Raw genomic sequence first — 15803 nt, forward strand, 5'->3', positions numbered from 1 at the left:
AAATCTAAATCTAATCCAACTCACTGTCTCTCCAGTCGTGCAAATCCGGCAAGTCCAAATAACGCAGCATGCCCGGCATGATCGTCGCGACACGGTCCTGTATGTCATAATGGCGCTCCTGCACCCATTCACTCACGCTGTGGCAGCCCCCGACTACCTCGAGCTTCGCCACACGGCGATCCAAGCCCGCCGCCAATTGGGCGTACACACTGAACGTCCCATGCGTATACACGTGAATATCATCGTCCGCGTGTACGCATCCTCTTAGACACTCAGCCATATCGAGCGCCCTCAAAACATCGAATGTCCGCAGCGCCGCCAAGCTGTCATCGAGCCAGAACAAGTCCATCGCCAGCTTGTGAATCGTGCCGAACGGTGCGTCTACCGGGAACGTGTTAACCGGGTTCGGCGCCAGCGCCCCGGCTCCCGCCACATCAAGCACCATAACGATGCGTCCGCCAGCACATTGCTCGCGAATCCACGGCATATGCGGCTGCAGCCGTGAAGTTCCGCCGTTCCAGACGGCGATTGTAACTGGGAGGCTCGCATCGCCCTGCTGCACATTGCGGAATACGAGCGCATGACTGAACAACAGCTCCTGGCTTCGCCAGAAGACGCTGCGCACACGCAATTGCTCATCCGCCAGCGGTAACGCGAGATAGCGGGGGTTTAGCGGCACCGTACGCCTGCCGCCCATTACGTTGTCGTTCAGCGACACCGCATACCTACCATCGAATACTTTCTGTTTCAGCCAGCTTCTGGCCTGGAGCTCGCGTTCCTGTTCGGACAGCCTGCTCCGCATCACTGCCAGTTCAGCGGCGCGATCACGATTTTCCTCCCATATAGTCCGCGTATCCGCGTAGTCACTCTTCACCTGACCGCTCGCCGTACACCATAGCAGGGAAGGCTCCGCCAAGGCTGGCCGCACATGACGAACAGAGCGAGCTTCGCCGTTCAAATGCTTCGCGAAGAACATCGCCGCTGCTTGCGCATGATGCTCGGTGTACTTGTGCACCGCCTCGTCCTCGAACAACTCAAGCCCGTCAGCGTGGCCACACATTGCCCAAAACCGCCGAGCCCGCTCCACAGTCCTTCGCGTCCCTTCGATCGGAAAAAAATCGTCCGTCGAAGCGAGTACCAGCACCGGACGCGGCGCCATCGCCAGCAAGCTATCCTCGTGATCGAAGCCGATGGCGGTCATGCCCGGCCAAATTTGTTCCGCATCCTGGGGCTTACCGGACAGCATAATCGCTTCCMGGCTCGACAGGAACGTGCCCGGCGCTGCCGCCGCGATCAGGTCGTCGACCAGCATCGCCATGCACGTTTGCATGCCGCCGCCGGAATTACCGGTGATGCCGATTTTGCCAGAATCGACCTCGGGTCGGGTAACCAAATAATCGATCGCCCGCATCATGTCGTGAAGAAAATATCGCGCAATCCMGTCTCCAAGCGGCCAGCATTGCTCACCGGCATGCTCATGCTCACCCGTCCCCCAGCCGACTGTTGTTTGCTTCGTCTCGGGATCGTAGTAACTTAGCCGTTCCCCTTGGCCGATCGGATCGATCGCCATAACGATCAGCCCGGCCCCGACAAGATATTGGCACGCGTTCTGATATTCAATGCTATGCTTCGCTAACATGTCATGCCCACAAGCAAACACAACTGCGCCTCGCGGGGAGCGAACGTCATCAGGAACGTAAAGATTAGCCGTCACATACGTTTGCGGGCGAGCTTGAAAGACGATTTTTTCTACCCGGTATTCTGCAAAAGCAACCGTCTCGGTCACACAAGGTTCGAGCGCTGCGTCGGATGACGGCAACCCGCCAAGCTGCTCCAGCAGCTTCGCTCGCATCGTCTTCCTGCGCGTCTCCAATTGCTCCTGCGTCACAATGGCGTCCCGGTCGCGATCGCCTGCGGCGAAAGCGGCCAACGATCGGCTGTACACATACTGCCGAAGCTGATCTTTCACATCGAAATCCCGCAAGCGCCACGTCTCCAAATCGGTGATTTTCATCCTTTCAACCCCGTCGACGCGATGCCCTGAATGAATTGTTTCTGCGCGGCTAAGTACACGATAATAACCGGAATCGTCACAATCACAGCTCCCGCCATAATGACCGTCTGACTAATATTCGAGTCGTTTCTCAAATAAAGCAGGCCGATCGGGAGCGTGTACAGCGCTTTATTTTGCAAATAGATGAGCGGTCCCATCGCGTTATTCCACACACCCATAAACGTAAACACGCCGAGTGCGGACAACGCTGGCTTGCTCAAGGGTAAATATATTTTTGTAAAAATTCTTGGCGGACTGTACCCATCGACGACAGCGGCTTCATACAACTCCTTAGGGAGCGATTTAAAATATTGATGCATCAGGAAAATACCGAATGCCCCGCCGAGAAAGCTAGGAATAATCAAGGGATAATACGTATCAAGCGCATGGAATGATTTCCAAATAAAATAACTTGGGACAAGCGTAACTTGCGTCGGAATCATTAGCGTCGCCAACATCGCGATATACAACGGCTTGCGCAGCTTGAACTCGTACATCGCCAGACCGAACGCAACGAACGAACAGGAGAGCAGGGTACCCAACATATCGACAATGACAAGCAACACACTGTTCACGGTATAGCGACCGAAATTGACTTTGTCCCAAACTTCTTTATACGCCTCGAAAGTGAGCGGTTTAGGAATGAGCTGGGGCGGCATTGCGCTAAGTGCTCCTACTGTCTTCAGCGAAGTGGACACCATCCAGAGGAACGGAAACAGCATCACCAGCGCCCCAAGAAACAGGAGGATATAGGATACGATTTTGCCGATTGCGCGGTTATCAGTCATAGTGCACCCACCTTTTCTCGAAGTAGCGCTGGAATAACGTAATGGTCAAAATAATCGCAAACAAAGCCCATGCGCCCGCAGAAGCCGTCCCCATCTTGAACTGCTGCATCGCTTGCCCAAAAATCAGCATATTAGGAACCAAAGCACGTTCCGGTACGTTAGCGAGCAGCGATCCAAACATACTAAGGAACACGTCGAATGCCTGGAAAGCCGAAATCGTGGACAAGATCAACACCATATAGATCATCGGCGAGACGAGAGGAAACACAATTCGGATAAAATAATTCCAATTGCTCGCTCCGTCGATTTGTGCCGCTTCTTTCATATCCTTGGAAACAGTTTGTAAACCAGCCAACAATAAAATCATCGAGGAACCGACGCCCTTCCACACGTTGACGAGCGCGATGCTTCCGATGACGACCCACCAGTCCATGCTAGAGATCCATTTGACAGCCGGAATATGAACAAGCGAGAGCGTCCAGTTCAGCACCCCATATTGCGTATTGAAGATCCATGCCCATATCACCCCTGCAGCCATCCAAGGCGTTACGACAGGGAGAAAATAAAACAGCCTGAGCAGCGCTTGACCTCGGAGCCCCTGGTTCAGCAGGTGGGCGATCACAAGCGCCAGCAACGTCTGCAACGGGACAAAAATAAGTGCGAAGTACAACACGTTTCGGAGCGCGATCCAATATACTTTCTCCCCGAATACATCCTTCCAGTTAGCAAGCCCGACCCACTTAGGCGGATTAAACAAATCCCATTCGGCGAACGAGATATACCCCGAGAAGACGACGGGAAACACCGTGAAGACGAGAAGGCCAATCGTAAAAGGAAGCGTGAAAATATAGCCCCAATAGTTATGTTTATGCATCCGGACACCACCTTTTAAGAGGAAGTTCAAAAAGTCGTCTTTTGATCACGAAGTAATCCAGGAAGCGGACTCGACATCGAATCTTGCGTTCACCTTCGAAGTGCGGTACTCATGTAGGTTTTCCCTACACTCCGTTCCTCCTTCTTCAGCTTCTCTCAATCTTCTCGGTGCTGAAAACCCGACTTTTTGAACACTCACTTTAATTTCAAAAGTAACAACCAGACGAAGACGAATCGCCAACTCTTCGCGCGCGATCCGTCTCCAATTGCCGGCTGCCCTACAGCTTTAACTTCGCTTTGAGACCAGTTTTCACTGTGCTCGTCGCGAATTCTTATTTGTTTTTATCCAACACAGCTTGCACTTTCTCGTGAACTTGCTTGAGACCTTCCTCAGCAGGAATATTACCCTTCACGATGTCCGTGATGATCGGCTGTGCCGCTGTGCGCCATTCGGTCCAGCTCGGGTTCTCATCCAGCGTAACGCCGCCCTCGGCGATGCCTTCGGTGAACGCCTTCTTGTTAAGCGGCTTGGTGGTCGACTTCTCAATAACTTCAAACGCCGACTTCTTGACTGGGATCGACGAGCCGCTTGACGCCAAGATATTTTGCGATTCATCGCTCAAGTAGTATTTCAGGAACGTCCATGCTGCATCCTTCACGTCCTGCGATGCCTTGGAAGACACCAACCAGGAGTTCGTTACCATCGGTACGTAGCGCTTGCCGTCGACAGCTTTAGGCAACTTCACGACATCCCAGTCTGCGTCCGGGAAGTTTTTGTTGATCGCAACCTGGTTGCTGTACTGGAGAATATACATCGCCGCTTTCCCGGTCGCGAACGTTTGCATTTCGCCGCCGTTCGCCTTCTGGAAGTCGTCGCTCGTGAAGTAGCCTTGTTTGACGCCATCCGCAAGCTGCTTAATACCGGTCAACGTCTTCGGATCGTTAAACATTGATTTCGTCAGCGTACTGTCCAGCGCTTGCCCGCCCGCCTGCTTGATCCACGGGAACCAACCTTGCGTAATCGTAAAGTTGCCCACGAATCCGTAAATCGCCGGCTTGCCGTCAGCGCCGTTCTTCGTCAGTTTCTTAGCAGTTTCGATCAAATCGTTAAATGTCCAGTTGTCGTTTGGAAGCGGGATATTCGCATCCGCAAACACTTTCTTGTTGTAAGCGAGCGCAACCGGGTTAATGCCGTGAGGAATGCCGTACACTTTGCCTTCCGGCGTCTTCGCAGCGTACAAGCCTGGGATGTAGTCGGCATCCTTCAGATCTCGCTTGATATACGGAGCCAAGTCTTCCGCAACGCCGCGCTTGCCATAGCCGAGAATAACCGCATTCTCCTGAAGCCAAACGTCCGGTGTCGTGCCGCCGGCAATTTGCGTCGCGATCTTCGTTACGAAGTCGCCCCAAGGAGCGTCTTGAATTTCAACCTTAATATTCGGATATTTGGCGATAAAACCGTCGATAATTTCCTTTTTCGTTACATCATAGGCGCCAGGCAAACCGATTTTGAGCGATACGTTCTTCGGCGCTGCTGATCCGCCAGCTGTTGGCGAATTGCTCGGTGTGCCACCGCCGTCTTTCGTTGTCGAGCAACCCGCAACTGCAAGCGCTAACATTGCCGACATGGAAACCATCATAAGTCCCTTTTTGTTCATCTTTTAACCCCTCCATATTATTGAACTATATATGAAATCGTCTTGCGACGCGTTTCAACAATGAAATCCATAACATAATTTATATTTTTTAACCGAAATAGCTTGTTTCCACTCAATTCAGCCTGTATATAACATAAATTATTTCGATATGACCCAAGCTTACCACAAAAAAATTAAATTTCAAGCGCTTTCATACGAAAAGTAATCGTTTTCTTATGAATCTAATATAACATATGTTATGTTCATTTGAAAAGATGCCATCGACAAAAAATAAATATAGGAACGATTTATTGACGCCGCCGCCCTCATCGCTGATAATAAGAAATAAACATAAACATGTTTACTAAATCTTCATGATAGAATGGAAGGTCGAAGTTATGGTTACCCAAAAAGACATCGCCGATCATGTCGGCGTCTCGCGCACAGCCGTCTCCCTCGTGCTGAACAATGCGCCAAATAGTACGGTTTCCGAGAAGACGAGACAGCTTATTTTGAAAGCCGCCAGGGAATTGGGCTATCGAGATTCGGACGTCCTCCCCAAAATATGCTATGTGTTCTATGACCGGAATCCGAACGATCCCCGCTTCTCCCATCATCTGAAGGTGGCGGAAGAAGCAGCGGCCCGCTCCGGTTATTCCTTGGTGTTCATGAGCATCAGACCGAATCCACAGGATCACCAACGGCTTAGAGAATTGGCCAAAAGCTCAGATACGGCCGGCATTCTCGTCTCAGGCATTTTGGACGACACGATGATCGGCATTCTTGAGGAGTCGAAAGTTCCCCACCTCTATTACGGGTGTACCGATCGAACCGATATTCCTGTCGTCATGGGCGATTACAAGAAGGTAGCTTACGACGCGGTCAATTATTTAATTGAGCTTGGCCACCGGAGAATCGCCTTTTTCTCAGGTAGCCTCAGTTTGCTGATCATCAAGCGGGAGTTAGCCGGTTACACACAAGCGCTGCAAGAAGCCGGCATCGAACTGGATAAATCGTTGATCCAGACGGGGAAGGAAGAAGATGGACTTGAGTTATGTAACCGGATGCATGAATTGAATATCGAATATACGGCCGCTTATTGCGCCAACACCGTCATCCAGTTCGGGGTGCTGCAAGGCTTGAAGCGCCTTGGCATTGACGTACCCGGCGAAATCAGCCTGATCGGCCACGAATACTCGGAGTTCGTCAAACTGAGCGTGCCCCAATTGACGACCTTTCTCATGAACAACTCGCAAAAAGAGCTTCCCATGACACGGTTGATCGAGATGATCCAGCGTAACCAAAGTCATCCAAACAACCAAACGGCACCGTTGTACGAATTGATAACGGAATACGATTTGTTTCCCGGAGGTACGACTGCTATTTGTCCTTCGTAGAGCAGATGAGAATCGTGGAGGTGGGCTCACTTCCATACTTGCGTTTCATATCCTCGAAGTGTTCTCCACTGAGCATATACAGGATTTCTTCAATGCTAGAAAAAGCTCTTGAATCGCCACAAGGACGGGTTCAAGAGCTTTATAAGTCCGCTCTATATTTTGTTTGACTTCGTGAAGCTTTCCGAAGGTACTTTATTTCGGAAAGTTATTGTACACAGACTCCCCAGCTACAATCGTCTCTCTGACTGCAATCACACCGCTCTGCTGATCATAGTCGAACAACGTTAAATCTGCCGGGCTATTAATTCGCACCCGCCCTGCCTTGTCATCCTGCATCACCGCAGCAACTCTGAATGTCACAGCTTCAACTGCTTCAACTAAACTCATATCCGTATAGCGAATCGCATTCTCGATCCCCTTGTCGAGCGATGCGGCCGATCCTGCCAAAATGTGCGGATTGTCCGCCGTATGCAAATGTCCATTCTCATGCAGCACAACTGTGCCGCCGATCAAGCTGCTATATTCGCCGGGGGGCATGCCCCCGAACTGTGTAGTATCGCTAACCAGTATACTTCTGTCCCGCTTGATTCTAAGCATTGCCTTTAGTACCGACGGGGTCAGATGATGACCGTCCGGAATAAACGTCGCCCACAGACGGTCATCCGCCAACTGATGCCAGATGTAATTCGGATGCCGCGGCAGCATCGGCTGCGAGCCGTTGCCCAGATGCGTGCATAACGCAGCTCCGGCCTTCACCGCATCGTCCAATTGCTGAGCAGTTGCCATCGTATGTCCGATCGCAACCACGACGCCCGACTTTGCCAAGCGTTCAATGAACGCTGTGGCGCCATCCCGCTCTGGAGCGAGCGTAACCATACAGATCCGTCCCTCGGCCGCATCCTGCAAGCGCACAAATTCATCCCAATCGGGGTTTCTTGTATACGCTCGCGGATGCGCTCCTCTGCTGCCGTCTTCACTGGATAAATAAGGTCCTTCCATATGAATGCCTTTTATGGATGAGCTAGCAAACGAATCCGCTCGGCAATACCCCGCAATGGCCGACATCGCTTGACGCATTCGCTCGAAGCTCCCGGTAATGACTGTAGGCAAGTACGTCGTGACTCCTTTGGCATGAAGTGCCTTCGTCACACCTTCAATGTCCTCCATCGTCGTGTGCTCTGCATTCAAATCATACCCGCCAAAACCATTCACCTGCAAGTCCGTCCACCCTGCCGAAATCCACGGCAGCTGGCTGCCCGTCTGCAGCAGTCGGGTTATTTTCGTAATGACGCCGTGCGCCGTCTCAATCTGTACCGCTTCTCCTGTCGTGACCAGCTTCCCCTGCCATTTCAATTCAATCGCCTCCGCCTGCAGCAGATTAGCACCACTCGTATACAAGCGAGGATGAGTGTTTATCCAAATATAAACTCCAATTGGCATGTGTCTTCATGACAGTAGCCGGAACGTTAACGTCAACGCGATTCTGCAACGTATCCCTAATCGCCTGAGCTTTCGCTTGACGGGGCACAACGGAGATAACATTGAGGCTTTTCAATATTTGCTGGACCGACATAGAAATCGCTTGTTTAGGCACATCTTCCACCGTGGCAAACCATCCTTCGCCAACCTGCTGCATTTTGCAAGTATCTGACAATTCCACAATTTTGAAAGGCCGCTCGTCGTCAAAATCTGCAGGCGGATCATTGAAGGCAATATGCGCATTCTCGCCAATTCCAATCAGCGCCACGTCAATCGGCGCCTTGCTAATTTCTTCATTCAGTTGGTCAAGTGCCTCATTCAGATTGCCTTCGCCATCGACCAGCCAATATTTCCGCACATCGACGTACTGCAAAAAGCGCTCCTTGAGATACTTGCGGAAACTAGCCGGATGCGTCTCTGGCAAGCCGACGTACTCATCCAAATGGAACATCTCTACTTTATCCCACGCGACATCCATCTTGACGAAATGTTTCAGAAATTCAAATTGCGAAGCACCCGTCGAAAGTACAATCCTGGCTTCCCCTTTAACCGCTATCGCCGCATTGATCAACCTTGCGCCCTCTCTCGCTGCCTCTAATCCTGATTGGTCTGCAGATTCCAAGATATGAATTTTCATACTAATTGCCCTCCTGATAAAATTCTTCAAGTGGAACCATTCTTTTCTCTACTCTGGAACGTTCGGCTGCAAAAGCCATCAGGTGACTCTGTACCGATGCCTTGGCTGATGTTTGACTCGATTTCACGCCTTGCCCCGACGCCATCGCGCGAACCGTTCGGACAAAGTCTTTCACGAGACGTCCATCGCCGCCACCATGACCGACATGTCCTTCAGATGCCTGAAGCTTGATCACTTCAACACGCTCTGCGCCAAAAGGGCGAATTTCAATTTCATCCGTTTCCATCGTCGCTCGAATTTCACCAGTCGTCCCCATCAGCTTGAGTGTGCGGTTACACTTCTCCGTAAATGCGCTCATCGTGAACGCCACTGTCACTTCATTATCGAAATCCATAGTGACGACTTGGTGATCGACCACGTCATTATCGCTTTGGAACACACAGCGGCCGAACGGTCCTTCTTTCATCGCCTTGTACCGAGCTTCAAAGCTCGGATCTGCGCTCGCGGCCTCTGCCTTCCAATCGCCCTTCTCGATCATATACGTATCTGGCGCATAATAGAGGCATGAGTCGGCGACCGGACAACCGTCAATACAGTATTTCGGTGCTCCCTCAGGCGCATTCTGTTTATTGAAATAAGACAAATGCCCATAGGACGAAACACTCACGCATTTGCCGCCGGCAAACCATTGAATAATATCCATGTCATGACACGATTTGGCAAGAATCATCGGACTGGACTTTTCCGCATTGTTGAAATAGCCGCGAACAAAACTATGCGCCTGATGCCAATAGCCAACGTTCTCATTATGCTGAATGGACATCAGCCGGCCAATTCGGCCTTCATCCAGCAATTGCTTGATGGTCTGAAAGAAAGGAGCATAACGCAGCACATGACAAATCGTTAAAATACGATTGTGCTGTTCTGCCGTCCTCTCAAGCTCAATACATTCTTGCCAGCTTGGTGACATCGGCTTCTCCAGCATCACATGATACCCGGCTTCCAGCGCCTTCATAGCCGGAACAAAATGATCTTGATCCCGCGTAGCAATGAACACCGCATCAGATTGCTTGCCCGCAGCGAACAAATCGTCCCAGGTTTTGAAACACTTTTCTTCCGGAATGTCGAATGCTTCTTTGGCGCGGTTGCGTTTGAAGTCATCAGGCTCCGCAACGGCTGTAATCTTCATTTCTCGCGGTTTCGAGGAAGCATATTCACCATATCTGATTCCCCGGAGGCCTGCGCCGATCAACGTAATTGTAATGGGTTGCATACGAGTTCCACCTTTCCTATCCTTATCATGAATACGTTCTATCCTCGCAAATCAGGCACTTTCAGTAATTTTCCTTCCGCAATCGAACGGTTGGCTATCGCGCCGATCAGACAAGAATCCGCCCCTTCAAGGCTATCTGCCTGTTGGCCGAGCGGGTCCTCAACACCGCCTATAAATATCGCTTTGCGCAGCTTCTCATCGCCGCCACCATGACCGCCAATTTGCGTGGAAACCTCAATCCGTTCTGAGGTGCCATCCAGCTTATAGTACTCTATGATGCTCGGATTCACGGCGCTCATATCCGCATTGCGGTAGGTATTGCCAACTTCCAGCCTTCCCTTGCTGCCGTTAATCGTCGCTTTCCAGCCTTCATACGGGCTATAGGCAACCAAGGAGTAATTAAGAAATACACCGCTCTCATATTCCAAATTGACACTCATCGTGTCATAAATATCGATACGTTCGTCGAATACGCACCGATCTCGCCAATAACCATCTTCATGCTCGGCGCCGACATAATAGTTGCCCATGAAGTCATCGGCAGTAATATCTTTATAAAATGCGCAGGTGGATTGATAATCACAGGTCATACAACGCTCGCCCTTAGGCCCCCCTTGGTCGCCATATACACGCCGCGCACCGAATGCCTGAAGCTGTTTCGGCCTGCAATCGACCCACCAGTTGATAATATCAAAGTGATGCGTGGACTTATGCACGAGCAACCCGCCGCTGTTCCTCATCTCCGCATGCCATCTTCGGAAGTAGTCGGCGCCATGATTGCGGTCAAGGAACCACTCCAACTGAACATGATAAACATCGCCAATCGTCCCTGACTGAATGAGTTCTTTGACTTTGGCGAAATAGGGAGCGAACCGTAAATTAAACGTTACCGTTACTTTCTTGCCACTTTTCAACTCCGCATCAACAATCGCCCGCGTCTTCTCTTCATCAATCGTCATCGGTTTTTCGGATACGACGTCACAACCTGCCTGGAGCGACTCAATAATATAGGTATGATGTGTATAGTCCGTACTCGCGACAATGACAACATCCGGCTTGGCCTCGCGAAGCATGTGATGAAAATCGGTATATACCGGCACATCGCCGCATTCTTTACTCAATAGCCTCGCTCGCGTCTGGTTCGTATCAAACACGCCTCTGAAATCCACGTAATCCTGCAATTCCGTCACCATTGGTTTGGCGAACATATGCAATGCTCTTCCGCCGGCGCCGACCAGCACATACTTTTTCTTCGTCATCGTTGTCCTCCCCTCCCCCTTTATTACACCTTCGTTCAATTGAAACATCCGAAATCGTTACCGTTCACAAAAGGAAAAAGAAATCGATTTCTTTTGAAATAGTAACATGGAAACCTTTTCAAGGCAATATTTTATTCCCTTTCCGCGTTATTTTTGCTTATAAATTCATATATTTCGGAAATTTACAGCAATCGATTACTTTTTAAGATTAAATTATAGCATGACTGAGCTATAATTTAACGCTGTTCGACTGAACCTCGCTCTAGCAGTGCTGGCTGGAGCGTAATATCATAGGCCGGTACGTCCGCTCCATTCATCTTATCGAGCAACAACTTGCAAGCAAGCTTGCCCATCTCATAATCCGGCTGCTTAATTGTTGTTAATTGCGGACTAATCATCTGGCCAAGGTCAATGCCGTCAAAACCGATGACCGACACCTCTTGCGGCACGTGAATATTTCGTTCCGTCAATTCGCGAATGACACCGAACGCCATCATATCGTTACAAGCAAATATCGCTGTAGGCGGTACGGGCGCATCCAGCAGCTTCCCTGTCAAAAGCTTTCCAGTATCAAATTCCGACAAGGCATTGTCGAAGAAATCCGCTTTCGATTCTTCTACAAGAGGTTCAAGTCCCTTCGATCTCATTGCTTCCATATAGCCGGACAGTATGCTCTTTCGGCTTGGTCGATCAACCTTCGAAGTCACATAGCCGATATGCGTATGTCCTTTGGATTGAAGATATTTCGTCGCCAGTTGGCCACCCTTCTGATAGTCGAACTCAATCTGGCTGATTTGTTCCTCTTCGATCTTCTGATCGATGGCGACCACATGTACGCCCGCTTTGATCATACTCTGAAGTTGAGACTTGTCGTTGGAAATCGAAGATATCACGACGCCTTTAATTTGTTTCTCCATAATCGTCCGAATGTACTCATCCTCCAGCAGCGGATCGTGGAGCGAATTACAAGCAATGACCGTAAAATTGTTTTGTCTGGCAACCTCTTCAATCCCGAACAAGACAGAGGAATAGAATGGGTTCATGATCGAAGGGATAATAACTCCGATTGTCGTCCCCTTGTTTCCCTTCAACTGTCGACCAAGCAGGTTGGGGACATAATTCATCTCCTCGGCAAGAGACATTATTCGCTCGCGCTTTGCCTTGCTGACTGGATAGCTGCTATTGCTGAGCACTCGCGACACTGTAGCCGAGGAAACATTGGCTGCTTTGGCTATATCATGTATCGTAGTTGGCTTGCTCATCTTACATGCCTCCCTTCTAATTCGCTCAAGCGATAACCCGATTATAGCAATCAGGATAGAAAGGAAGCAAGCGTTTTCTATATTGTTTCTATGACCCTTTAGACATCTAACAACCGCCAGCCAGCCTTAATCCACTCGCCGCTGCATCACTCGCTGCAAAACACCGAACAAGTAAGTGGATAGGCTCGAACGGCTTCGTGACGTAGTCATTCATACCGGCCTCCAACACCTGCTCCTTCACGCCTTTTATGGCGTCAGCTGTAATCGCAATGATCGGAGTGTCGCCTTGATCGGGGAGGCGCCTGATTTGACGGGTGGCTTCATAGCCGTCCATTTCTGGCATTTGTACATCCATTAGAATCGCATCGTACGTATTCAGTTGAGCCATGCGCACAGCTTCGAGGCCATTATTCGCAACATCTACGAGTATACCCTGCTGGCTTAATATATCTGTAGCCACGATTTGGTTGATTTCGTTGTCTTCCACCAATAAAATACGCGCATTGCGCAGAACCGCATATCGCTCCGCTGTATCCATTTCAGATACAACGCGATTGTCGGAACTTGGCTCGACCGGCAACGCTGGATAGGTTGCGTTATCAAATTGGCAGATGAGCGTAAAACAGCTCCCTTTCCCCAACTCGCTCTTCACTTGTATGGTGCCATGCATGAGTTCGGCAAGATTTTGACTAATCACAAGCCCAAGCCCCGTTCCCCCATAACGCCGTGTCATGGACATATCTGCCTGAGAGCCTTACATTGGGGATCGATGCAATACAGTGAAAGGAAGCACCAAAAAAAACCAGGGCCTCCTCCCAATGCCATTAAGTTAAGCTTAAAGAGAAGACAGGAAATTAAAACAGAATCTGAAACGGCATGGGATACTCCCTGTGCCGTTTGTTTTTGGTTGCGGGCAAGGAGAAATGTGTACAGCAAACAAGCGGATGGTCTATCCACTTAAAAAATGTTCATGTGAAATGAATTATGCTACTCTATAAATGAAGCTAACAGCGGATTTGTAACGAATTTTGCGTGTATTTTTCTGTCCTGGGCGGATGGGTCGAATCGGCAGAATGTTTTTACGAATCAGCGCTTCAACATCGGGCGGGGGCTCATTATCCCTCGAGCGCAGGAATTGTCTACAAACATAAACGGAGACTGTGAAGTTGACTTGGTAGTCGTATCGCTTATTCTTTTGGGAAATGATGACGTGCGAGGTCATCATTTCAGCAAAATTGTACATGATCATTCTTGCGAAAACTTCCTGGATGATGAACTCTCGCCTCTTTGCATGAAAATTCGTTAGACCGACGGTGTATTTCAAGACTCTGAATGAGGTATCAATGCCCCATCGCATGTGATAGAGGGATTTGATTTCAGCGGGTGGGAAATCCGCGGCAGAAAGATTCGTAATGATGGTTTCATAACCGCCACCTGGCAGGACAAAACGAACAACCCGAAAGGAAATCGTGTAAAACAGATTCTCCTTCAAATCCAAAAAATCAAAGGTAGACGTAGAAGGGACGAATTTGTATAGCTCGGGATGAACTTTAACCTCTTTCGTTTGTTTTTTTGTGAGTGTCAGATGAATGTCTAGGTCAAACTCTCCGCTAGAAGGCAAGCGCAAGCGCAAGCCCGAAAGAATACCATTCGATGCTAAATCTTTCACTCTGATAACGTAGTTCCACCCTTTGCGCTCAATATGCGCGAAATTGTTGTAACTTTCATAACCTCGATCGGAAATCACAATGATTTTACCCTTGAGCGGGGAGCGGTCAACCATAGCAGCTAGTGCCCTTCCTTCGTTACACAACCTTCGCGGCTGAACAATGGCATCCACGTAAAGATTGTTGCAGAGGTCATAGGCTGCGTTTAAATGCAGAAGGTTGTAGCCTTTCGTATCCGGACCGTTTTGAAAGTAGGTGTCCGTGTCCGTTGGATCGGTTGCGATATGCAAGTCTGAGCCGTCAATAGCAAGTAATCGATACCCTCGGTAATCCTTGATATCTGTCTGTGCTTGCGTAAATTTGTGAAACAAGGATTCCACGGCAGAGGGTAGGATTTTATGCCTCTGCTGGACAAAAGCTGAGGTAGTTGCGGTATTTACGTTATAGCCTTGCGATTCAAGGAGTTCCTTATATAAGCTGTTGCCTCCCATGGAGATCAAGAGTTGCATAACGGTTTCAAAGGGCAATTTTTTCTTTCGGGAAAAATCTTTTTCAGGGTTTTTTACATAAAGTTCGGGAGCGGCGGACATATCTCGGATGAGGGATGTCAGCGTGTTTTTTAAAGAATTCGCGTACTCATTCATGGGCGTAACCTCCTCGTTTTTTCGAGGGGCTTCKCCACATACTTTCACGGTCTTGTCAAGTTTTTTTTTCGCGCAAAAAAAGATCGGGCTATCTTTCGATAAAATGGGAAGAAAATAGACGAGATGTTAAAGATTTATGGCTCGGAGCAGGACATAGTTATGTGTTTCACGGAGGTTTCGGCAAACCACTGTATTATACGTACCCTTCCGAATGGTGGCGTAGGTTTACTGAAAGGCAGAATCTAAAAAGGATTTCGCTCCACGGACTTAGACATACAACTGCAACCATTTTGCTTGAAAAACAGACTGATTGAAAACAATTCAGGAAAGGCTTCGCCATGCTAATTTCGCTACTACCGCAAATATTTACATCCATGTTACACGAAAAATCAGCCGCGAAGCTGCTAATAAATTTGATGGCCTTAACCCCGCACATATTATCGGAAAAAGTTTCGTCCCCAATTCGTCCCCAAGCATTTAAAATTCCGCCTAATTGAAGCTTAATCATGTAAGTGAAAATAAAGAAAAACCCTTGATTACCAAGGGTTTCCATGGGATGCGGTCGGAGGGATTTGAACCCTCACGCCTTGTGAGCGCCACCCCCTCAAGATGGTGTGTCTGCCGTTCCACCACGACCGCATGAGAGAAAAAAATGACCCGTAGGGGACTCGAACCCCTGTTACCTCCGTGAAAGGGAGGTGTCTTAACCACTTGACCAACGGGCCATAACATCGTCATTGAACAATTCAGCCCGTTATGGACGACAAGTGTTATTATAAAGGATTCCCGGCTCTTTGACAAGCCTATTTATTGGTAATAAAACCAGTCGAAGCT

General features: G+C 49.4%; 13 protein-coding genes and 2 tRNA genes. 2 read left to right on the forward strand and 13 right to left on the reverse strand.

Features of this window, described 5'->3' with window-relative positions; translation table 11 throughout:
• Positions 1-10: 10 nt before the first annotated feature.
• The 4 genes from AC1DLM_RS19325 to AC1DLM_RS19340 form a co-directional block, all read right to left on the reverse strand.
• Positions 11-2014 carry an alpha/beta hydrolase family protein gene (locus AC1DLM_RS19325; RefSeq protein WP_477570888.1) on the reverse strand — a complete coding sequence of 668 codons (2004 nt, stop codon included), beginning with the start codon at positions 2012-2014 and terminating at the stop codon, positions 11-13.
• Positions 2011-2841, reverse strand: coding sequence for a carbohydrate ABC transporter permease (locus AC1DLM_RS19330; RefSeq protein ID WP_441988376.1), 831 nt, complete (start codon positions 2839-2841; stop codon positions 2011-2013). Before AC1DLM_RS19330 ends, AC1DLM_RS19325 begins: the two co-directional genes overlap by 4 nt.
• Positions 2834-3715, reverse strand: coding sequence for a carbohydrate ABC transporter permease (locus AC1DLM_RS19335; RefSeq protein ID WP_441988375.1), 882 nt, complete (start codon positions 3713-3715; stop codon positions 2834-2836). Before AC1DLM_RS19335 ends, AC1DLM_RS19330 begins: the two co-directional genes overlap by 8 nt.
• A 331-nt stretch (positions 3716-4046) precedes the next feature.
• The gene (locus tag AC1DLM_RS19340) at positions 4047-5372 is read right to left on the reverse strand and encodes an ABC transporter substrate-binding protein (protein WP_441988374.1); all 1326 of its coding nucleotides are present in this window, start codon (positions 5370-5372) and stop codon (positions 4047-4049) included.
• Positions 5373-5725: 353 nt separating this feature from the next.
• Between AC1DLM_RS19340 and AC1DLM_RS19345 the strand changes: the two genes are divergently transcribed.
• Positions 5726-6748 (forward strand): LacI family DNA-binding transcriptional regulator, encoded by a 1023-nt coding sequence (locus AC1DLM_RS19345; RefSeq protein ID WP_441988373.1) that lies wholly within the window; start codon positions 5726-5728, stop codon positions 6746-6748.
• Between the two features lie 192 nt (positions 6749-6940).
• Here AC1DLM_RS19345 and AC1DLM_RS19350 read toward each other — a convergent pair whose 3' ends face one another.
• The 7 genes from AC1DLM_RS19350 to AC1DLM_RS19380 all read right to left on the reverse strand — a co-directional run bounded on the left by AC1DLM_RS19350 (position 6941) and on the right by AC1DLM_RS19380 (position 14969).
• Positions 6941-8101: an N-acetylglucosamine-6-phosphate deacetylase gene (locus tag AC1DLM_RS19350; RefSeq protein WP_441988372.1), complete on the reverse strand. Its 1161-nt coding sequence runs from the start codon at positions 8099-8101 to the stop codon at positions 6941-6943.
• Positions 8102-8126: 25 nt separating this feature from the next.
• Positions 8127-8864 carry a glucosamine-6-phosphate deaminase gene (locus AC1DLM_RS19355; protein WP_441988371.1) on the reverse strand — a complete coding sequence of 246 codons (738 nt, stop codon included), beginning with the start codon at positions 8862-8864 and terminating at the stop codon, positions 8127-8129.
• A 1-nt stretch (position 8865) separates the two neighbouring features.
• Positions 8866-10137, reverse strand: a complete 1272-nt coding sequence (locus AC1DLM_RS19360; protein WP_441988370.1) for a Gfo/Idh/MocA family protein — start codon at positions 10135-10137, stop codon at positions 8866-8868.
• A gap of 38 nt (positions 10138-10175) precedes the next feature.
• A complete protein-coding gene (locus AC1DLM_RS19365; RefSeq protein ID WP_477570889.1) occupies positions 10176-11396 on the reverse strand; it encodes a Gfo/Idh/MocA family protein in 1221 nt (406 codons plus the stop codon).
• Between the two features lie 236 nt (positions 11397-11632).
• Complete coding sequence (locus AC1DLM_RS19370) at positions 11633-12658, reverse strand: LacI family DNA-binding transcriptional regulator (RefSeq protein WP_441988368.1); 1026 nt, start codon at positions 12656-12658, stop codon at positions 11633-11635.
• Between the two features lie 106 nt (positions 12659-12764).
• Positions 12765-13391 (reverse strand): response regulator, encoded by a 627-nt coding sequence (locus tag AC1DLM_RS19375; protein WP_441988367.1) that lies wholly within the window; start codon positions 13389-13391, stop codon positions 12765-12767.
• Between the two features lie 249 nt (positions 13392-13640).
• Positions 13641-14969, reverse strand: coding sequence for an IS4 family transposase (locus tag AC1DLM_RS19380; protein ID WP_441988366.1), 1329 nt, complete (start codon positions 14967-14969; stop codon positions 13641-13643).
• 98 nt (positions 14970-15067) lie between these two features.
• Here AC1DLM_RS19380 and AC1DLM_RS19385 point away from each other — a divergent pair, with 98 nt between their 5' ends.
• Entirely contained in the window at positions 15068-15283 is a 216-nt protein-coding gene (locus tag AC1DLM_RS19385) for a tyrosine-type recombinase/integrase (protein WP_477570892.1), read from the forward strand.
• A 243-nt stretch (positions 15284-15526) separates the two neighbouring features.
• Here AC1DLM_RS19385 and AC1DLM_RS19390 read toward each other — a convergent pair.
• Together AC1DLM_RS19390 and AC1DLM_RS19395 are read right to left on the reverse strand one after the other, a co-directional pair.
• A tRNA-Leu gene (locus tag AC1DLM_RS19390) sits at positions 15527-15608 on the reverse strand.
• A 14-nt stretch (positions 15609-15622) separates the two neighbouring features.
• A tRNA-Glu gene (locus tag AC1DLM_RS19395) sits at positions 15623-15694 on the reverse strand.
• Between the last annotated feature and the right edge of the window lie 109 nt (positions 15695-15803).

The organism is Paenibacillus sp. 01T442, from assembly GCF_056398345.1.

Excerpts from the sequence above, each read along its gene's own strand:
- AC1DLM_RS19330 (WP_441988376.1), bottom strand. The coding sequence starts at position 2,841 with ATGACTGATAACCGCGCAATCGGCAAAATCGTATCCTATATCCTCCTG.
- AC1DLM_RS19335 (WP_441988375.1), bottom strand. The coding sequence starts at position 3,715 with ATGCATAAACATAACTATTGGGGCTATATTTTCACGCTTCCTTTTACG.
- AC1DLM_RS19340 (WP_441988374.1), bottom strand. The coding sequence starts at position 5,372 with ATGAACAAAAAGGGACTTATGATGGTTTCCATGTCGGCAATGTTAGCG.
- AC1DLM_RS19345 (WP_441988373.1), top strand. The coding sequence starts at position 5,726 with ATGATAGAATGGAAGGTCGAAGTTATGGTTACCCAAAAAGACATCGCC.
- AC1DLM_RS19355 (WP_441988371.1), bottom strand. The coding sequence starts at position 8,864 with ATGAAAATTCATATCTTGGAATCTGCAGACCAATCAGGATTAGAGGCA.
- AC1DLM_RS19360 (WP_441988370.1), bottom strand. The coding sequence starts at position 10,137 with ATGCAACCCATTACAATTACGTTGATCGGCGCAGGCCTCCGGGGAATC.
- AC1DLM_RS19365 (WP_477570889.1), bottom strand. The coding sequence starts at position 11,396 with ATGACGAAGAAAAAGTATGTGCTGGTCGGCGCCGGCGGAAGAGCATTG.
- AC1DLM_RS19370 (WP_441988368.1), bottom strand. The coding sequence starts at position 12,658 with ATGAGCAAGCCAACTACGATACATGATATAGCCAAAGCAGCCAATGTT.
- AC1DLM_RS19375 (WP_441988367.1), bottom strand. The coding sequence starts at position 13,391 with ATGACACGGCGTTATGGGGGAACGGGGCTTGGGCTTGTGATTAGTCAA.
- AC1DLM_RS19380 (WP_441988366.1), bottom strand. The coding sequence starts at position 14,969 with ATGAATGAGTACGCGAATTCTTTAAAAAACACGCTGACATCCCTCATC.